Genomic DNA, 15,808 nt, shown 5'->3' on the forward strand with positions numbered 1-15,808 from the left:
CCGTACCGATGCAACAGACACCAACGGCCGTGACCGTCCGGACCGCCACCGCCGCGGACGTCGGTCCGCTCGCCGTCACCCTCGTCGACGCCTTCCTCGACGGGCCGGACGGCGTCTGGCTGATCGCCGATCCGGTCGAGCGGCGAGCCGTCTACGAGCGTTTCTGCGCCGGCCTGATCGACGAGGTGCTGCGCCACGGCGCGGTACTCACCACCGACGACCACAGCGCCGTCGCGCTCTGGCAGTCGTACGTCAGCGGCCCGCCGGACCTGACCGGGTACGACCGGCTCGTCACCGCCGCCTGCGGCCCGTACGCCGACCGGTTCCGGCAGCTCGACGCGGTCTTCGCCGACCACCACCCGGCCACCCCGCACCACTATCTCGCCTATCTCGGCGTGGCGCCCGGGCGGCAGCGGAGCGGTCTCGGCGGCGCCCTGTTGGCCTGGCGCAACACACTTCTCGACCGGGCCGGGGTCGCGGCCTACCTGGTCGCGACCAGCCCCGGCGCCCGTGACCTCTACCTGCGCCACGGCTACCGGCCGCACGCCGCCGCGTTCCACCTGCCCGACGGCGGCCCGCCGATGTGGCCGATGTGGCGTGCTCCCGGCGGAGCCCGGTGACCGAGCCGGCGGACGCTCCGCTCGCCGCCGCTCCGCTCGCCGCCGCTCCGCTCGCCGCCGCCCGCCGGGAGGTGGGGCGGCGGCTGGCCGCGGCGCGACGCGGACTCGGGATCACCCAGGTCGAGCTGGCCCGGCGGCTCACCTACAGTCGCAGTTCGGTGGCGAACGCCGAGATCGGCCGGGCACTGCCGGACCGTACCTTCTGGCACTACGCCGACCGGGTTCTCGGCACCGGCGACGGATTCGTACGCGCCTACGACACCTACCGGGGGCTGATGCGCGACCGGGTACTCCGGCAGCCGTCCCCGGTGCCGGTGCCCGCGACGCCACCACCGGCCACCCGGCCGGCGCCGCACCCACCGGCCGCCCGACCCGCGCCGCACCCGCCGGCCGCCGTGCCGCCCGGTGTTCCGGTGCCCGCCGGGTCCGCGGCTTTCGCCGGTACGGCGGGCGGCCCCGGATGCGATGCCGTCGAGGCCGGCACGGTCGAGCTGGTCTGGGGCGGCTACCTGGTGCCCACCCCCGGCGGTCGTGACCGGCCGGGGGAGGACCGCCCGGCGGCGGCCGGCGGATCGCGCGGCTGACCTGCGAACGCCCCGGCATCGCGCATAGCATCGGCGGATGTCGGACGAGAAGGTCGAGGTCCACCCGGCGACCACCGACCGGTGGGACGACGTGGCGACCCTGCTCGGCGCGGGCAACACGAAGCAGCACTGCTGGTGCACCTACTTCCGGATGTCCTCCGGTGACTACTCCCGCAGTTCGGACGAGGAGCGGGAGCAGCTTTTGCGTGACCTGACCGGCCGCCGGCCGACGCCCGGACTGGTCGCGTACGCGGGTGGCGAGCCGGTCGGCTGGATCGGGCTCGGGCCACGCGCGGACCTGGAACGGCTCCACCGCTCGCGGACGATCCCGAAGATCGACGACCGTCCGGTGTGGTCGGTGGTGTGTTTCCTCGTCCGCCCCGGGCACCGCCGGCGCGGGATCGCGCACACCCTGCTCGCGGCGGCCGTCGACCATGCCCGCGCGGAGGGGGCCTGCGGACTGGAGGGTTATCCCGCCGACCCGGACGGCGGCCGGCTGGACAACACGTTCGCCTACTTCGGTACGGTCGGCCTGTTCGAGTCGGTTGGCTTCCGGCGGGTCCGCCCGACCGGCTCGCGCACCAGCGGCCGTACCCGCTGGGTCGTCCGCCTGGACCTGGACTCCGACTGACGCCCCGCCGCCCCCGCGCCCCGCCCGTCGCGCCCCGCGATCAAGGGGATGTGTGGTGCATTTCGGGCGCGGATCGGCACGGTTTCCCCTTGATCGCGGGCTCAGTGATCAGAAGGCATGCCGGGGGTGCCTTGCGGGCGGGTGGCCCCTTTCCCTCGCGGCGTCGCGGTTCGAGGCCAGGCGTCCCTGACGGTTTGTCGAGGAAGGACCCCGGGGTGTTGCGGTCCACAGCGAATTCGGCGTAGACACAGCGAACTCGCTGTGGGGCGTGACAGTGGTATCCGGCCGTTGGGCGATCCGTGGTGGGCCGGTCCGATGGGCGGCCGAGAGCCGGCGCGGGTCAGTCGACGTACGGGGTTCGGGCCCGGGCCTCGCGCAGCGCGTCGCCCCACCAGGCGAGCCGGTCCAGCAGGGTGTCGGCGGCCTCGGCCGGGGCCGGATCGGTCGGTCGTCCCTCCGAATCGAAGCACTGTTGGACCCGGTGGAAGCTGACCGTGTCGCGGACGGTCATGGCGTGCAGTTCGGCGAAGACGCCACGCAGGTGTTCGACGGCGCGCAGGCCACCGGAGACCCCGCCGTACGACACGAAGGCGACCGGCTTGGCGTGCCACTCCTTGTAGTGCGCGTCGATCGCCGCCTTCAACGGCGCCGGATAGCTGTGGTTGTACTCGGGGGTGACGACCACGAAACCGTCCGCCGCGGCCAGTGCCGCGCTCACCGGCTCTGGGCCGGCCAGGTCCACGATCTCGACGTGCAGGTCGGGCCGGTGGGCGGCGTGACCGCTGAACCAGTTGGCCACGGTCGGCCCGAAGCGGCCTTTGCGGGTACTGCCGACGATCACCGCGATGCGCAGGGGTGAGATGGTCATTCGAGGGCCCTTCAGAGTCATTGCGAGCGGGTGCCCTGACGCTAAAACCGAAACCGAACTTGAGGTCAAGGCGAACTCCGGCCCTCCGCTTTCAGTGGTGGACGCGGTAGGTCAGGTGGGTGACCAGCGACGCCTGGCGGGCGGACACCTGCTCGAGCCGCAGCGGCGGCACCCCGTCGAACAGTCGGTCGCCGTGCCCGAGCGTGACGGGCACGACGTGCAGCCGCAGTTCGTCGATCAGGCCGGCGGCCAGGTACTGGTTGACGGTCGACGCGCCGCCGGCGATCGAGATCCGCTTGTCGCCGGCCACGGCCCTCGCCTGCTCGAGCGCGGCGCGGATGCCGTCGGTGACGAACGTGAAGGTCGTGCCGCCCTTCATCACCAGCGGCTCGCGCGGGTGGTGGCCGAGCACGAAAACCGGAGCGTGGTACGGCGGATCCTCGCCCCACCAGCCGGTCCATTCGAGGTCCCAGTCGCCGCGGTCGGGGCTGAACATGTTGCGGCCCATGATGTAGGCGCCGGCCCCGGTGATGGCGGCGATCTCGGCGGCGTTCTCGTCCGCCGTCTCGAACATCCAGGTGTGCAGGTCGACGCCGGCGCCGAACGGATGCTCGCGGGACTGGTCGGGGCGGGACGAGAAGCCGTCGAGGGAGATCGCGAGATTGCTCGTGACAGGAGGCATGATCCACCCTTCAAACTGGTTGCATTCTACAACCGGTCAAGGTAGTCGTACCGGTTGTAGAATGCAAGCGGCTCAACGGAAGGGAGTGACGTGGAGGAGCACCGCTCGGGCTGCCCGATCAACCTGTCGTTGGAGGTCTTCGGCGACCGGTGGTCGCTCATCGTCATCCGCGACATCATGTTCGGCGACCGCCGGCACTTCCGCGAACTGCTGACCAACAACAACGAGGGCATCGCGTCGAACATCCTCGCCGACCGGCTGCACCGGCTCGTCGACCTCGGCATGGTGTCGCGCGCACCCGACCCGGGCCACAAACAGAAGATCGTCTACCGGCTGACCGAGCCCTCGATCCAACTCGTCCCGGTGCTCGCCCAACTCGGTGCGTGGGGCGTCCGGCACCTCCCGGTCAGCCCCGAACTCGCCGTACGGGCCCGGCTGCTCGCCGACGGCGGACCGCGACTGTGGGACGAGTTCATGGCCGAACTGCGCGAACTCCACCTGGGCATCCCGCGGCCGGCGGGGTCGGAGCCGGTGCTCGACCGGCTCACCGCCGCCTACCAGGCCGAACTCGCCCGGACCACCAACTGAGCCCCCGACCGCCCGCGGGCGGCGCTAGAGTCGCCGCCATGAGCGTCGAGATCGAGGTGGTACGGGAAGTCACCGACGAAATCGTCGAGGCCTTCGGACGACTGCTTCCCCAACTGTCGAAGTCGGCCGGCGCGCTCGACGCGGAGGCGTTGCGAACACTCGCCGGCTGGCCGGGCAACCGGTTGCTGGTCGCCCGGGTCGACGGCGAGATCATGGGCACGCTGACGCTCGTCACGTTTCCGATCCCGACCGGATTGCGGGCCTGGATCGAGGACGTCGTCGTCGACGGGGCGGCGCGGGGTCGGGGCGTCGGCGCGGCGTTGACCGGTGCGGCGGTCCGCCTGGCCCGGGCCGACGGGGCCCGGACCGTCGACCTCACGTCGCGGCCGTCGCGGGAGGCGGCCAACCGCCTGTACGAGCGGTTGGGGTTCGAACTGCGTGACTCGAAGGTCTACCGGCTGGCCGGGGTGGGCTGAGCCGAATTCGCCGTGGAGTTCCACAGCGGTCCCGGCACGAGCGCCACCGGCTCACGGAGCGGGTTCCGGTACGGGAGCCGGTCGGGCCGGGGACGGGCGGGTCATGTCCCGCCACGGGCCGCCGAGCAGCGGCATCAGTGAGAGCAACAGGTAGCAGCAGCCGGACACGACCAGGGTGGCGGTCGTACCGAAGGCGTTCACGGCCAGGCCGGCGCCGATCGAGCCCAGCGGCATCGCCGCCCAGCAGCCGGCGCCGATGACGCCGAACACCCGGGCACGCATGCCAACCGGCACCCGCTCGAGTTCGATCGCCCCGATCATCGGGTTGATCGCGCCGGCGGCGAAACCGGCGACGAGCGTGATCGCGAGCAGCGTCGGGAGCGGGAGGCCGGCGGCCAGCGCCAGGTGCGGCGGGCCACCCGCGATCAGGAACGCGATCACGTAGGTGGGCCGGCGCGGCAACCGGTGGCCGATCGCGCCGAAGACCAGCGAGCCGGCCAGTGCGCCACCGCCCATCGCGCCGGCGAGAAGGCCGAACGCGGTCGCCCCGCCGAGTTCGCGGTCGGCGACGACGGGCAGCAGGACGGTGCCCTTCGCGGCGTCGATGAGGTTGGTGAACAGCACCATCAGCACGATGAGGCGCAGCAGCGGCTCGCGGAGCAGGAACCGTACGCCGTCGGTGAACTCGCGCCAGTATCCCGGGCGGACGGCGTCGGCGTCCGGTCCGGTGCCGGCCTCCGGCTCGGCCGCCGGGCGCAGGCCGCGCGGCACGAGTACGGCGACCACGGCGGCGGAGACCACGAACGTGACCGCGTCGAGGGCGAGCACGGTCAGCGCGCCGAAGGCCGCCACCAGCAGCCCGGCGACCGGGGCGCCGACGAGCCGGGAGCCGCGACTGGTGGCCTCGAACAGGGCGACGGCCCGCTCGATGGGCACCCCGGCCGCGGCGGCGGCCTCGGGCAGCAGTGCGATGCGGGCGGACTGCCCGGGGGTGTCCAGCAGGCCGGTGGCGAAGACCAGCGCGAGCAGTGCCCAGAACGGCAGACCCACGGTGCGGTCGAGCAGCGGTACGGCGGCGATCGTCACGCCCGAGACGAGGTCGGCGACGACGCTGGCGCGGCGGTAGCCGATCCGGTCGACCACCACCCCGCCGAAGGCGCCGCCGATCACCATCGGTGCGGTGGCGAAGGCGGCGACGAGGCCGGTCGCCGCCGCCGATCCGGTCTCGGCGAGCACGTAGAGCGGCAGGGCGATGATGGTGAGCATGTTGCCGGTCAGCGACACCGCGTGGCCGATGACCAGCCCCAGCAGTGGGCCGTACCGCCGGTCGGGGGTCCGTTGCGTCGGGATGCGTGCGGCCGTTTTCACTCCGGCCGCCGGAACGCGTGGAACATCAGGGTGACCGGTTCGGTGCCGGCCCGGCCGGCGACGCCCCGGGCCTCCCAGCGGTCGCCGAGCGCCTTCAGATCGGCCTGGAGTTCCATCAGTTCGTCACTGGTCAGGTGCACCTGGGTGTCGCTGCTGGTCGCGCCGGCGACCCACGCCGGGGCGAGGGTCGCCTCGGATTCCAGGTAGCGCTCCAGGACCTCGACGTAGCGCCGCAGGACGGAGCGGCGGAAGGAGTCCAGGGCGGCCCGGCGCTCCGGGTTGTCGAGCACCTCCACCGGCTTGAACGTGGTCCGCTCGTGGGCCGCCCGCCACCACCGTTCCCGCCGGTCGCGGGCGAGTTCGGGAACCTCCTCGACGAAGCCGAACGACGCCAGCTTGCCGAGGTGGTAGCTGACCGAGCCGACCGCCTCGTCGACGATCTCGCTGAGCATGCCCACGGTCTGCGGGCCGCGGGTCCGCAGTTCCCCGAGCAACTGCAGTCGCGTCGGGTGGGCCAGGGCGCGCATCGCCCGCGGGTCGGTCAGGTGCACGGTACGGCTGTCGTCAGGGGGTGTGCGGGTGCCCTCGCTGCGGTCGGTCATGCGGTTCACCGTAGACCTACAAGAAGTGGCGTACAAGAGATGACGTACAAGAAGTCTTGTGGAATTAGTAGGTCAGCCCGTGGCCGAAGCGGAAGACCGGATCGGCGGTGTCGAAGGCGACGTCCGGCCGGCCGGCCCGGACCGCCGCCGACGAGCGGGGCAGGTCGAACGGCAGCCGCCCGCGCGGCGCGGCCCGCCCGGCCAGCACGTCCATCAGCGCCTCGTCACCCACCCCGAACGACACCACCAGCGCGTCGACCCCGGCCGCCAGCCGGGGCAGCACCGCCGGCCGGTCCAGGTAGACGTCGACGACCGTGGGTACGGCTGCGGCGATCGCCAGCACGCGCGCCATCTCCCCGGCGGCGAACTCCAGCGACCCCGCGTGGAAGAACGCCTCGAACTGCCCGGGCCGGTGGTCGTACGGGGCCTGGAGTCGCAGGATCGCCACGTCGGCGTCGGCCGGCCGGGCCACCACCCGCCCGTCCCGCGCGACGACCGCCGGGTCCATCCCGTCGCACCAGATTCGCAGCCCGGGCCGTAGCGGCAGGTGCGCCGGCCGGTCCGGGGCCGCGTTCGACAGCAGTGTCACGCAGGCCCGCTGGGCGGCCAGCCCCGCCGCCCGGAACCGCGCACACCCGACGACCCGGGCCGCCCGGTCCGGGTCGACGTACGGCCGGTCGAACAGCCCGAGGGTGAACTTCTCCCGCAGCACCCGCCGGACCGAGGCGTCCAGCCGCCCCACCCCGACCTGCCCGGTCCGGACCAGGTCGACCACCAGCCCCGGTACGGCCTCGCCACCGATCTGGTCGGCTCCGGCGTCGAGGACCCGGCGGGCCCGCTGGGCGGGGGAGAGGCGCTCCAGTCCCCAGGCCCGCGCCGGCCGGACCTGCCCCCGGAACGCCGCCCCGGTCAACACCCCCCAGTCGGTGCAGACGATGCCGCCGAAACCCATCCGCCGCCGCAGCAGCCCGCCGACCACGTCCCGGTTGAAGCTGAACCCGACCTCCTCGTACCCGGTGTCGCGCGGCATCCCGTAGCCGAGCATCACCTGCGAGCAGCCGGCGTCCAGCGCCGCCACGAACGGCCGCAGGTGGTCGGCGAACCGGCCGCCGGGATACACCTGCTCGCGGCCGTACCGGAAGTGCGGGTCCTCGCCGTCGTGGGTGGCGCCGCCGCCCGGGAAGTGCTTGACCATCGCGGCGACGCCGTCCGGCCCGAGCACCGGCCCCTGCAACCCGCCGACGTACGCCCGCACCAGTTCGGCGGCGAGCCCGGCGTCCTCGCCGAAGGTGCCGAGCGTACGCGGCCAGCGTGGCTCGGTCGCCAGGTCGGCCTGCGGGTGCAGGGCGACCCGGATGCCGACCGCGGCGTACTCCTGCCGGATCACGTCGGCCCATCCGCGCACCAGCGCCGCGTCCCGGGTCGCGGCCATCCCCAGCGGCTCCGGCCACACCGAGAACGCCCCGGCCAGCGCGGCCGTGTTCGGGTTGGCCGAGTACGCGTGCCGCGGGTCCGACGACACCGTGACCGGGATGCCGAGCCGGGTCGACGCCGCCAGTTCCTGCAACCGGTTGTGCCATCGGGCCAGGTCGGCGGGCCCGGCCGTGCCGAGCAGGTTGAAGTGGCTCATCCGTCGGCCCCGCACCATCTCGGCGGCCGACAGCAGCCCGGCATCGGGATCGTCCGGAGCCAGCGAACCGGCCGGCCCGATGCCGACCATGGTGTGGAAGAGCAGTCCGGCCTTCTCCGGCAGCGTCATCCGGTGCAGCAGGTCCTCGACGCGTACCGCCACCGGCAGGCGCGCGTTCCGGTACGGCGGCCCGTCCACCACCGTCACCGTACCGGCGGGCCCGGCCGCGGTCCCCCGTTTGGAGTACGCCCGACCGGGCATTCGCCGCCGACGCCGACAGGCCGAGGGGGCGCGATGGCGGGTAAACGGATCATGGTCTTCACGATCCCGAACGACGGGCACCTCAACATCCTCAAGCGGATGATCCGCGCCTACCGGGCCGAGCACACCTTCCGGCTGGTGCTGGTCGACCGGCAGACCACCGCGCCCGACCTCGGCGACCTGGCCGGGCTCACCGACACCCTCGACGGCTCCCGGCACTTCCTCAACACGCCCGCGTCGGACGTCCTGCACCGGGTCCGCGAACTGCTCGACGAGAGCCTCGCGGTCACCCGCGACTTCGGCCCCGACCTGGTCGTGCACGACTTCTGCGCGCTGGAGGGCCACTTCGCCGCCCGGCTGGCCGGGGTGCCGTACTGGACCTCCGTACCCGGGCTGATCGGGCCGATGACCGACCGCCGGTACCTCACCGAATGCCTGTCGTCGGACACCAACCGCGCCGCGCTGGACACCCTGCGGCAGCGGTACGGCCTCACCGTCCGGCCCGACGAGATCGAACTCGTCTCCAACAGCCTGCACATCCCGGCCGAGACGAACCTGCTGTGGTCGTACCCGGCGGTGCCGCCCGCCGACTTCCGCCGGCACCGCCGGCCGGCCCACTACCGCTTCGCCGGCTACCTCGCCGACGGCCACCGGCGCCCCGACCGGCCCACCGGCCGCCCGCTGGTCTACCTGTCGTTCGGCACCGAGGTGATGGACAACCTGTGGCACACCGACCCGACCACCCGCGACGGCGTACGGCGGTGCGTCGCCGGACTCGCCGCCCGCTGGACCCGCGACATCGACGTCGTCTTCGTCACCCGCGGCCGGACGGTGCTGCCGGCGTATCCGGCGAACTGGGCCGTGCACGACCGGGTCGACCAGCAGCGGATCCTCAGCCGGGCCGACGTCTTCGTCACCCACGGCGGCAGCAACAGCTTCCACGAGGCACTCCTCGCCCGGGTGCCGGTCGTCGTCGTACCGTTCTTCGGCGACCAGCCGCTGGTCGCCCGCCGGGCCGCCGAACTCGGCATCGGCATCGCCCTCGACGGCGGCGCCACCGTCGAACGGGGCGCCGCCGCCCGGTTCCTCCACCCCGACCTGGCCCGGCGGATCGCCGCCGCCGTCGACCGGATCCGCGCCGACGGCACCTACCGACGCAACCTGGAGAACCTCTGTACGCCGGTCACGCCCGCGCTCGCCGGCCTCGACCGGCTGCCTTCCACCCGACCGGTCCCGGTCGCCGCGCCCACGGCGGCCCCGGATCCGGTCGCCGCCGGACCCGGCGGTACGCGGTGACCGGCGCCGACCCGCCGGAGATCAGCGACTACGGCCTGCTCTCCGACTGCCACAGCGCCGCCCTGGTCAGCTCGCACGGCTCCGTCGACTGGTGGAGCCTGCCCCGCTTCGACTCGCCGGCAATCTTCGGCCGCCTGCTCGACCCGTCCGCCGGCCACTGGTCGATCACCGTGGCGGGCGACCACACCGCGACCCGGGACTACGTCGGCGACTCCCTGGTGCTGCGTACGGTGCTGCGCACCGCCGCCGGCGCGGTCGCCGTCACCGACGCGCTCGCGCTACGCCCCGGCAGCCGGGGACACGAGATCGGCTTCGACGCCCCGCACACCCTGCTACGCACGGTCGAGGGCCTCGACGGCACCGTCGACGTCGCCGTCGAGGTCGCCCCCCGCCTGGAGTACGGGCTGACCGAGCCGCGGTGGCGCCGCGACGGGCCGAGCTGGGTCGCCAGGGCCGGGCCGGTCGGGCTGCGGCTGACCGACGACTCCGGACTGACCGCCACCGGCGGCACCCTCACCGGGCGCTACCCGGTCGGCGCCGGGCAGCGGATCCGGTTCCGGCTGACCTTCGAACCGCCGTACGAGCCGGCCGCCTGGACCGGGCTGGAACCGTCGGTGCACGACACGCTGGAGGCCTGGCACTCCTGGGCCGCGCTGCACCGCGGCTACCGGGGCCGTTACCTGCCCGCGGTACACCGCAGCGCCCTGGTGCTGCAGGGGCTGACCTACCAGCGCAGCGGCGCGGTCGTCGCCGCCGCCACCACGTCACTGCCCGAACAGCTCGGCGCCGACCTCAACTGGGACTACCGCTTCGCCTGGCTGCGCGACGTCAGCCTCACCATGCAGGCGCTGTGGGTGGCCGCCTGCCCCGACGAGGCCGGCCGCTTCTTCGACTGGATCGCCGACGCGATCGGCCCCCTCGGCGGCGCGCCACTGCAGATCATGTTCGGCGTCACCGGCGAACGCGACCTGACCGAACACCAACTCGACCACCTCGCCGGTTACCGGGACAGCCGCCCGGTCCGGGTCGGCAACGACGCGTGGCGGCAACGCCAGCTCGACGTCCTCGGCGAGGTCCTGTTCGCCGCCGAACTGCTCCGCGAACGGATCGGCGAGCTGAGCGACGCCACCCGCGAACTGCTGGTGTCCCTGGCCGACCAGGCCGCGGACAGTTGGCGGCTGCCCGACTCCGGCATGTGGGAGTCCCGCGAACACCCCCGGCACTACACCTCCTCGAAGGTCATGTGCTGGGTCGCCCTCGACCGGGCCGTCCGGCTCGCCGGCACGCTCGGCGTACCGGGGCGGGCCGGTGCCTGGGCCGCGGCCCGCGACGAGATCCACGCGACCGTGCTGCGCCGGGCCTGGTGCGAGCGGATCGGGGCGTACGCCGGCGCCTTCGACTCCGACCGGCTCGACGCCTCCGTGCTGCTGCTCCCGCTGGTCGGGTTCCTGCCCGCCGGCGATCCGCGGATGCTCGCCACCATCGAGGCGGTCCGCGACCGGCTCGCCGACGGCCCGCTGGTCCGGCGCTGGTACGGCGACACCGCCGCCTTCGTCGCCTGCGGCTTCTGGCTGGTCGAGTGCCTGGCCCTGGCCGGCCGGGTCGACGAGGCCGGCGCCCTCTTCGCCGACCTGCTCGGTCGCGGCAACGACCTCGGCCTGTTCGCCGAGGAGATCGACCCGGCGACCGGGCGACAGCTTGGCAACCACCCGCAGGCGTTCTCCCACGTCGGCCTGATCAACGCCGCCTGGCGCCTGACCGAGGCTTCGGCCGCCGGCGGCGCGCCCCGGCCGGTGTGATCGTCTGCGGCTCGGACACCCGACACGCCCCGTCCGGAACGCCTGAGCCGCAGACGATCACGTCAACCGCCGAACGTGGTCAGGAGTCTGTCGAGTTGGTGCGGGGCGGCCGGGCGGACCAGTGGCATCGTGACGCCCGCCGCCCGGTAGGCGTCGACCCGGGCCCGTACGTCGTCGACGGTGCCGGTCGCGGTCAGCGAGGTGACGTACCGCTCGGGCAGCACCCGCCGCAGCGCCGCCTCGCCCCCGGCGGCGTACGCCTCGGCGAACCGGGGCAGGTCGGCCGGGTCGATCGTCGGTTCGCCGACCGACATCTTGGCCTTCGGGGTGGAGGCGTACTTGAACTTCGTCGCCACCTCCCAGCGGATCGCCTCGACCGCCGCGGCCCGGTCGTCCTCGATCGAGGTGTTGATCAGCTGGGCGACGGCGAGCCCGTCCGGGTCGCGGCCGGCCCGTTCGGCGCTTTCGCGCAGCAGCGCGACCGCGTTCGCCGAGTACTCCGGCGAGGTGCCGGCGTCCAGCAGCACCCCGTCGCCGATCGACGCCGCGTTGACCAGGCCCTTGCGGCTCGCGGCGGCGATCCAGATCGGGATGTCGGGACGTACCGGTTTGAAGTTCAGCGCGACGTCGTCGAGCCGCACGACCTCGCCGTGGTAGGTGACCGGTTCGCCGGTGAGCAGGGCGCGGATCGACTCGACGTACTCGCGCAGCGTGGTCACCGGGTCGGTCAGCGGCCGGCCGTTGCGGGCCGCGTGCTTGGCGGTGAAGGCGCCCAGGACCAGGACCAGCCGGCCCTCGCTGAGTTCGTCGAGGGTGGCCGCGGACTGCGCCATCACCAGCGGGCTGCGCAGCCGGACGACCTGCGTCGCGCCGAGCGCGACCCGCTGCGTGGCCAGCCCGAACGCGGCGAGGGCGGAGACCGAGTCGCGGTTGGTGAACAGCGTCTCGGAGAAGAACGCGGTGTCGAAGCCGGCCCGTTCGGCGGCGGCGGCCGAGTCGGCCATCTGGCGTACGGTCACCGTCGGGTCGTAGCCGAGCGCCAGGCCGACGGGGGTGGGGGACGGGGTCACGCGATCTCCTCGAGGTCGGTCAGCACGATCTTGCCGAGCAGGCCGCCGCGTTCCAGGTGCTCCAACGCGGCCGCGACCCGGGCGGCGGGGTAGCGGGCGGCGACGACCGGCCGCAGGTCGACCGGGCCGGCCCACGGCGCGGCGCGGCGCAGGTCGGCGATGATGGCGGCCTTCTCGGCCGGGGGCAGGCTGCGCAGCGAGCCGCCGGTGAGCACCAGCCGGCGGCGGATCACCGTACGCAGGCTCAGGCGTACCTCGTCGCCGCCGAGGACGCCGACGCTGAGCCACCGGCCGCCGGTGCGCAGGCCGGCGAGGGTCAGTCCGGCGACCGCGGCCCCGACGAGGTCGAGTACGACGTCGAAGCCGTCCGGTGCCAGTCGGCGCAGCTCGTCGACGGCGTCCGGGGCGGTGGAGTCCACGACCGGGTCGGCGCCGAGCCCGCGTACGGCGTCGGTGAGCACCGGGCCGCGTACGGTGCCGGCGACGGTGGCGCCGAGCGCGCGGGCGACCTTGACCGCGGTGGTGCCGACGCCGGAGTTGGCGGCGTGCACGAGCACCCGGTCGCCGGGGCGTACGCCGGCGACCATCCGCAGGTTCCACCAGACGGTCGCCAGGGCCTCCGGCAGGCCGGCCGCCTCGGTCGTCGTCCATCCCGCCGGCACGGGCAGCAGCTGTTCCTGGGGGACGAGTGCGTGGGTGGCGTACCCGCCGCTGCCGAGCAGCGCGCAGACCCGGTCCCCGACCCGCCAGCCGGTGACGTCCGGGCCGACCGCCGCGACGGTGCCGGCGCACTCCAGCCCGGGTACGGCCGACTCGCCGGCCGGCGGCTTGTAGTCGGCGTCGCGTTGCAGCAGGTCGGCGCGGTTGAGTCCGGAGGCGTGCACCGCGACGAGCACCTGCCCGCCGGCCGGGGCCGGGGCCGGTGCCTCCTGCCAGACCGGTCGCGGCGGCGCCGGCTGGCTGCCGGTCGGGCCGGTGGGTGCGTCGGCTCCGCCGGGTGTGAACAGCACCTGCCGCATCGGCCGCCCGGTCACGGGGCCACGCCCGGCCGGTGCGGTGGGCGGAACGGGTCCGGGGCGACGGCCCGGCCGTCGCGGACCAGTCGCTCTCCGTCGCGGAACACGTGCCGGACCCGCAGGTCGGGGTCGAGCACGGCGATGTCGGCGGGGCCGCCCGCCCGCAGCGTGCCGAGGCCGCCGGGACCGGCCGGGCCGCCGCCGTCGAGGCGTAGCGCGGCGGCAGGGTTGGCGGTCACCAGGGCCAGTGCGTCGGGCAGGTCCAGCACCCCGGCGGCGGCCAGCGCCCGCACGGTGGGCAGCAGTTCGACCCGGTACGCGAACGGCTCGGTGGTGCCGTCCGGCAGCGTACGTGGCACCGAGGCGTTGCCGTCGCTGCTGAGCGTGATCCGGTCGGCGGGTACGCCCCCGGCCAGCAGCGCCGCGACGGCGTCGACCGGGGCGACCGCGCCGGTGATCCGGTCCGGGTTGATCAGCGGGTTGACGTCGACCCAGCAGCCGAGGCCGCCCAGGCGGGTGGCCAGGGCGAGGGTGCCGGTGGTGTAGTTGGCGTGGGTGGCCTGGAGCCGTCGCGGATCCGCACCGGATTCGTCGAGCGCCCGGGGGAGCAGGTCCGGGTCGCCGGCGCCGGTGCCGAGGTGCACGTGCAGCAGGCAGCCCTTGCCGGTCGCCCCGGCGGCCCATTCGAGTTCACGCAGCAGCCGGGCGAGTTCGGCCGGTCCGGGGGCGGTGGCCTTGTGCTCGTACAGGGCGATCTTGACGCCGACGAGGTGCGGGAGCAGGTGCAGGTCGCGCAGCACCGACCCGGTGACGGTCGGCGGCGGCCAGTGGAAGCCGCCGACCATCGCCCGGGCGCGCGGACCGGTGACCGGCAGCGCGTACGTGCGGGCGAGCAGCGCCTCGGGGTTCCGGGTGATCGGGTCGACTCCCGGCATGCCGACGCAGGTGGTGGTGCCGGCCTCGACGATCACATCGGCGGGCAGTTCGGGGATCCGGGTGTGGTAGCCGGAGCCGCCGCCCCCGCCGAGGACGTGCAGGTGGCCGTCGACGACGCCGGGCACGACGAGCAGCCCGGCGCAGTCGACGACCGTTGCCCCGGGCAGGGCGGCCGGACCGGAGGCCGGGCCGGTCGGCCCGACCTCCAGGATGTCGCGTCCGGCGATCACGACGTCACCGGTGCCGGCCGGCCGCGGGGTCAGCACGGTTCCCCCGCGCAGGACGGTACGGGTCACGGTCAGCTCGCCGGCTGCCCGTTGATCGTCACGGCCGGCCGGAGGATGTCCGACAGGCCCCACTTCTCGCCGATCTGGGTGTAGGTGCCGTCGTCCATCAGCGCCCTCAGCGCCGCCGCCACGGCGTCCCGCAGTTCGTTCTGCTGCTTGCTGACCGCGATCCCGACCGGGATCTCGGAGATCGGCTTGCCGATCAGGGCGTACTTGCCCGGTTCCTGCTCGTTCGTGACGTACCGGATTGACTCGGCGCCCCGGATCCCGACGTCGGCCCGGCCCTGCTGCAGTTGCAGCAGTGCGTCGGCGGTGCCGTTGGTGGTCAGCTCCTCGATCGGCGGCTTGCCGGCCGGTGCGCAGACCTCCTGGCTGAAGGTGGTCAGCGCGTTGCGGTAGCCGGTGTCGCCGCTGTCGACGGCGACCTTCGCGCCGCACACGTCGACCTCGGCCGGGAACCGCGCCGCCTTGTCGGCCAGCGTGAACAGCTGCGGGCCGGTGGTGTAGTAGTCGACGAAGTCGACGGTCTCCCGGCGCGACTCGAGGTCCTGCATCGCCGACTCGACCACGTCGATCCGGCCGGTGGCCAGCGACGGGATGTACTGCTCGTACTCCTGTGTCACGAAGGTCACCTTGAGGCCGAGCTTCTCGCCGATGGCCCGGGCCAGGTCGATGTCGAAGCCCTGCCGCTTCTCCTTGTCCTCGGTGCCCTCCGGCAGATAGGACATCGGGGATACACCGGGCTGTTGCCCACCCGGAGTTCGCCGGCGTCGCGGATCGACTTCGGCAGCATCGCGTTCAGCGGGTTGTCGGACTGGTCGGTCGCCGGGGCGTCGGCGTCGCTGCCGCCACCGCATCCGGCGAGCAGTGTCGCGGCAACGACCGCGCCCACCCACATGGCTCGCTTCTTCACAGTTTCTCCTCCGGGTCGGCGGGTGGTCGTTGGCACCCACACCGCACGTCCGCCGCCGGTCCCCTCGGCAACGTGGCCCCAGTTTTCAAGCAGCGATGGAAGCATCGGAAGGGGACCGCTTGTCCAGTCGCCGCTGCCCGGACTGTACTTCACGGCGATGTCACGGCCGCGCAATAGTGGT

At 73.7% G+C, this 15,808-nt stretch carries 16 protein-coding genes; 7 read left to right on the forward strand and 9 right to left on the reverse strand.

Annotation, left to right across the window (positions count from 1 at the left end; translation table 11 throughout):
- Positions 1-8 precede the first annotated feature (8 nt).
- Genes Prubr_RS28065 through Prubr_RS28075 form a run of 3 tightly spaced genes read left to right on the forward strand, consistent with a single transcriptional unit; the run spans position 9 to position 1,835 of the window.
- On the forward strand, positions 9-620 hold the full coding sequence (locus Prubr_RS28065; protein WP_212817891.1) for a GNAT family N-acetyltransferase: 612 nt from the start codon (positions 9-11) through the stop codon (positions 618-620).
- On the forward strand, positions 617-1,204 hold the full coding sequence (locus Prubr_RS37180) for a helix-turn-helix transcriptional regulator (protein WP_246567747.1): 588 nt from the start codon (positions 617-619) through the stop codon (positions 1,202-1,204). The genes Prubr_RS28065 and Prubr_RS37180 overlap by 4 nt, the downstream gene beginning before the upstream one ends.
- Positions 1,205-1,241: 37 nt before the next feature.
- Positions 1,242-1,835, forward strand: a complete 594-nt coding sequence (locus tag Prubr_RS28075; RefSeq protein WP_212817892.1) for a GNAT family N-acetyltransferase — start codon at positions 1,242-1,244, stop codon at positions 1,833-1,835.
- Positions 1,836-2,175: 340 nt separating this feature from the next.
- Here Prubr_RS28075 and Prubr_RS28080 read toward each other — a convergent pair whose 3' ends face one another.
- Together Prubr_RS28080 and Prubr_RS28085 are read right to left on the reverse strand one after the other, a co-directional pair.
- Positions 2,176-2,703: an NADPH-dependent FMN reductase gene (locus tag Prubr_RS28080; RefSeq protein ID WP_212817893.1), complete on the reverse strand. Its 528-nt coding sequence runs from the start codon at positions 2,701-2,703 to the stop codon at positions 2,176-2,178.
- Between the two features lie 91 nt (positions 2,704-2,794).
- Positions 2,795-3,385: a dihydrofolate reductase family protein gene (locus tag Prubr_RS28085; protein WP_212817894.1), complete on the reverse strand. Its 591-nt coding sequence runs from the start codon at positions 3,383-3,385 to the stop codon at positions 2,795-2,797.
- A 90-nt stretch (positions 3,386-3,475) separates the two neighbouring features.
- Here Prubr_RS28085 and Prubr_RS28090 point away from each other — a divergent pair, with 90 nt between their 5' ends.
- Both Prubr_RS28090 and Prubr_RS28095 read left to right on the forward strand, forming a co-directional pair.
- Positions 3,476-3,973 (forward strand): winged helix-turn-helix transcriptional regulator, encoded by a 498-nt coding sequence (locus Prubr_RS28090; protein ID WP_212817895.1) that lies wholly within the window; start codon positions 3,476-3,478, stop codon positions 3,971-3,973.
- 38 nt (positions 3,974-4,011) lie between these two features.
- A complete protein-coding gene (locus Prubr_RS28095) occupies positions 4,012-4,449 on the forward strand; it encodes a GNAT family N-acetyltransferase (protein WP_212817896.1) in 438 nt (145 codons plus the stop codon).
- A 51-nt stretch (positions 4,450-4,500) separates the two neighbouring features.
- Here Prubr_RS28095 and Prubr_RS28100 read toward each other — a convergent pair whose 3' ends face one another.
- The 3 genes from Prubr_RS28100 to Prubr_RS28110 all read right to left on the reverse strand — a co-directional run bounded on the left by Prubr_RS28100 (position 4,501) and on the right by Prubr_RS28110 (position 8,247).
- Entirely contained in the window at positions 4,501-5,817 is a 1,317-nt protein-coding gene (locus Prubr_RS28100; RefSeq protein WP_246567749.1) for an MFS transporter, read from the reverse strand.
- On the reverse strand, positions 5,814-6,419 hold the full coding sequence (locus tag Prubr_RS28105) for a winged helix-turn-helix domain-containing protein (RefSeq protein ID WP_212817897.1): 606 nt from the start codon (positions 6,417-6,419) through the stop codon (positions 5,814-5,816). Before Prubr_RS28105 ends, Prubr_RS28100 begins: the two co-directional genes overlap by 4 nt.
- A gap of 64 nt (positions 6,420-6,483) precedes the next feature.
- On the reverse strand, positions 6,484-8,247 hold the full coding sequence (locus Prubr_RS28110) for a glycoside hydrolase family 3 protein (protein WP_246567751.1): 1,764 nt from the start codon (positions 8,245-8,247) through the stop codon (positions 6,484-6,486).
- 96 nt (positions 8,248-8,343) lie between these two features.
- Between Prubr_RS28110 and Prubr_RS28115 the strand changes: the two genes are divergently transcribed.
- Together Prubr_RS28115 and Prubr_RS28120 are read left to right on the forward strand one after the other, a co-directional pair.
- Positions 8,344-9,606 (forward strand): glycosyltransferase, encoded by a 1,263-nt coding sequence (locus tag Prubr_RS28115; RefSeq protein ID WP_212817899.1) that lies wholly within the window; start codon positions 8,344-8,346, stop codon positions 9,604-9,606.
- Positions 9,603-11,405, forward strand: a complete 1,803-nt coding sequence (locus Prubr_RS28120) for a glycoside hydrolase family 15 protein (protein ID WP_212817900.1) — start codon at positions 9,603-9,605, stop codon at positions 11,403-11,405. Before Prubr_RS28115 ends, Prubr_RS28120 begins: the two co-directional genes overlap by 4 nt.
- A gap of 62 nt (positions 11,406-11,467) precedes the next feature.
- Here the strand turns inward: Prubr_RS28120 and Prubr_RS28125 are convergent, their stop codons facing one another.
- Genes Prubr_RS28125 through Prubr_RS28140 form a run of 4 tightly spaced genes read right to left on the reverse strand, consistent with a single transcriptional unit; the run spans position 11,468 to position 15,442 of the window.
- Entirely contained in the window at positions 11,468-12,475 is a 1,008-nt protein-coding gene (locus tag Prubr_RS28125) for an LLM class flavin-dependent oxidoreductase (RefSeq protein WP_212817901.1), read from the reverse strand.
- Entirely contained in the window at positions 12,472-13,509 is a 1,038-nt protein-coding gene (locus Prubr_RS28130; RefSeq protein WP_212817902.1) for an NAD(P)H-quinone oxidoreductase, read from the reverse strand. Before Prubr_RS28130 ends, Prubr_RS28125 begins: the two co-directional genes overlap by 4 nt.
- The gene (locus Prubr_RS28135) at positions 13,506-14,723 is read right to left on the reverse strand and encodes an amidohydrolase family protein (RefSeq protein ID WP_212817903.1); all 1,218 of its coding nucleotides are present in this window, start codon (positions 14,721-14,723) and stop codon (positions 13,506-13,508) included. The genes Prubr_RS28130 and Prubr_RS28135 overlap by 4 nt, the downstream gene beginning before the upstream one ends.
- 2 nt (positions 14,724-14,725) lie before the next feature.
- Positions 14,726-15,442 (reverse strand): ABC transporter substrate-binding protein, encoded by a 717-nt coding sequence (locus tag Prubr_RS28140; protein WP_212817904.1) that lies wholly within the window; start codon positions 15,440-15,442, stop codon positions 14,726-14,728.
- Between the last annotated feature and the right edge of the window lie 366 nt (positions 15,443-15,808).

This window comes from Polymorphospora rubra (assembly GCF_018324255.1).
GTDB lineage: Bacteria > Actinomycetota > Actinomycetes > Mycobacteriales > Micromonosporaceae > Polymorphospora > Polymorphospora rubra.

Bases quoted from the DNA above. Each gene is read 5' to 3' on its own strand.
- Prubr_RS28065 (WP_212817891.1), top strand. From the start codon at position 9: ATGCAACAGACACCAACGGCCGTGACCGTCCGGACCGCCACCGCCGCG.
- Prubr_RS28075 (WP_212817892.1), top strand. From the start codon at position 1,242: ATGTCGGACGAGAAGGTCGAGGTCCACCCGGCGACCACCGACCGGTGG.
- Prubr_RS28080 (WP_212817893.1), bottom strand. From the start codon at position 2,703: ATGACCATCTCACCCCTGCGCATCGCGGTGATCGTCGGCAGTACCCGC.
- Prubr_RS28085 (WP_212817894.1), bottom strand. From the start codon at position 3,385: ATGCCTCCTGTCACGAGCAATCTCGCGATCTCCCTCGACGGCTTCTCG.
- Prubr_RS28095 (WP_212817896.1), top strand. From the start codon at position 4,012: ATGAGCGTCGAGATCGAGGTGGTACGGGAAGTCACCGACGAAATCGTC.
- Prubr_RS28105 (WP_212817897.1), bottom strand. From the start codon at position 6,419: ATGACCGACCGCAGCGAGGGCACCCGCACACCCCCTGACGACAGCCGT.
- Prubr_RS28115 (WP_212817899.1), top strand. From the start codon at position 8,344: ATGGCGGGTAAACGGATCATGGTCTTCACGATCCCGAACGACGGGCAC.
- Prubr_RS28140 (WP_212817904.1), bottom strand. From the start codon at position 15,442: ATGTCCTATCTGCCGGAGGGCACCGAGGACAAGGAGAAGCGGCAGGGC.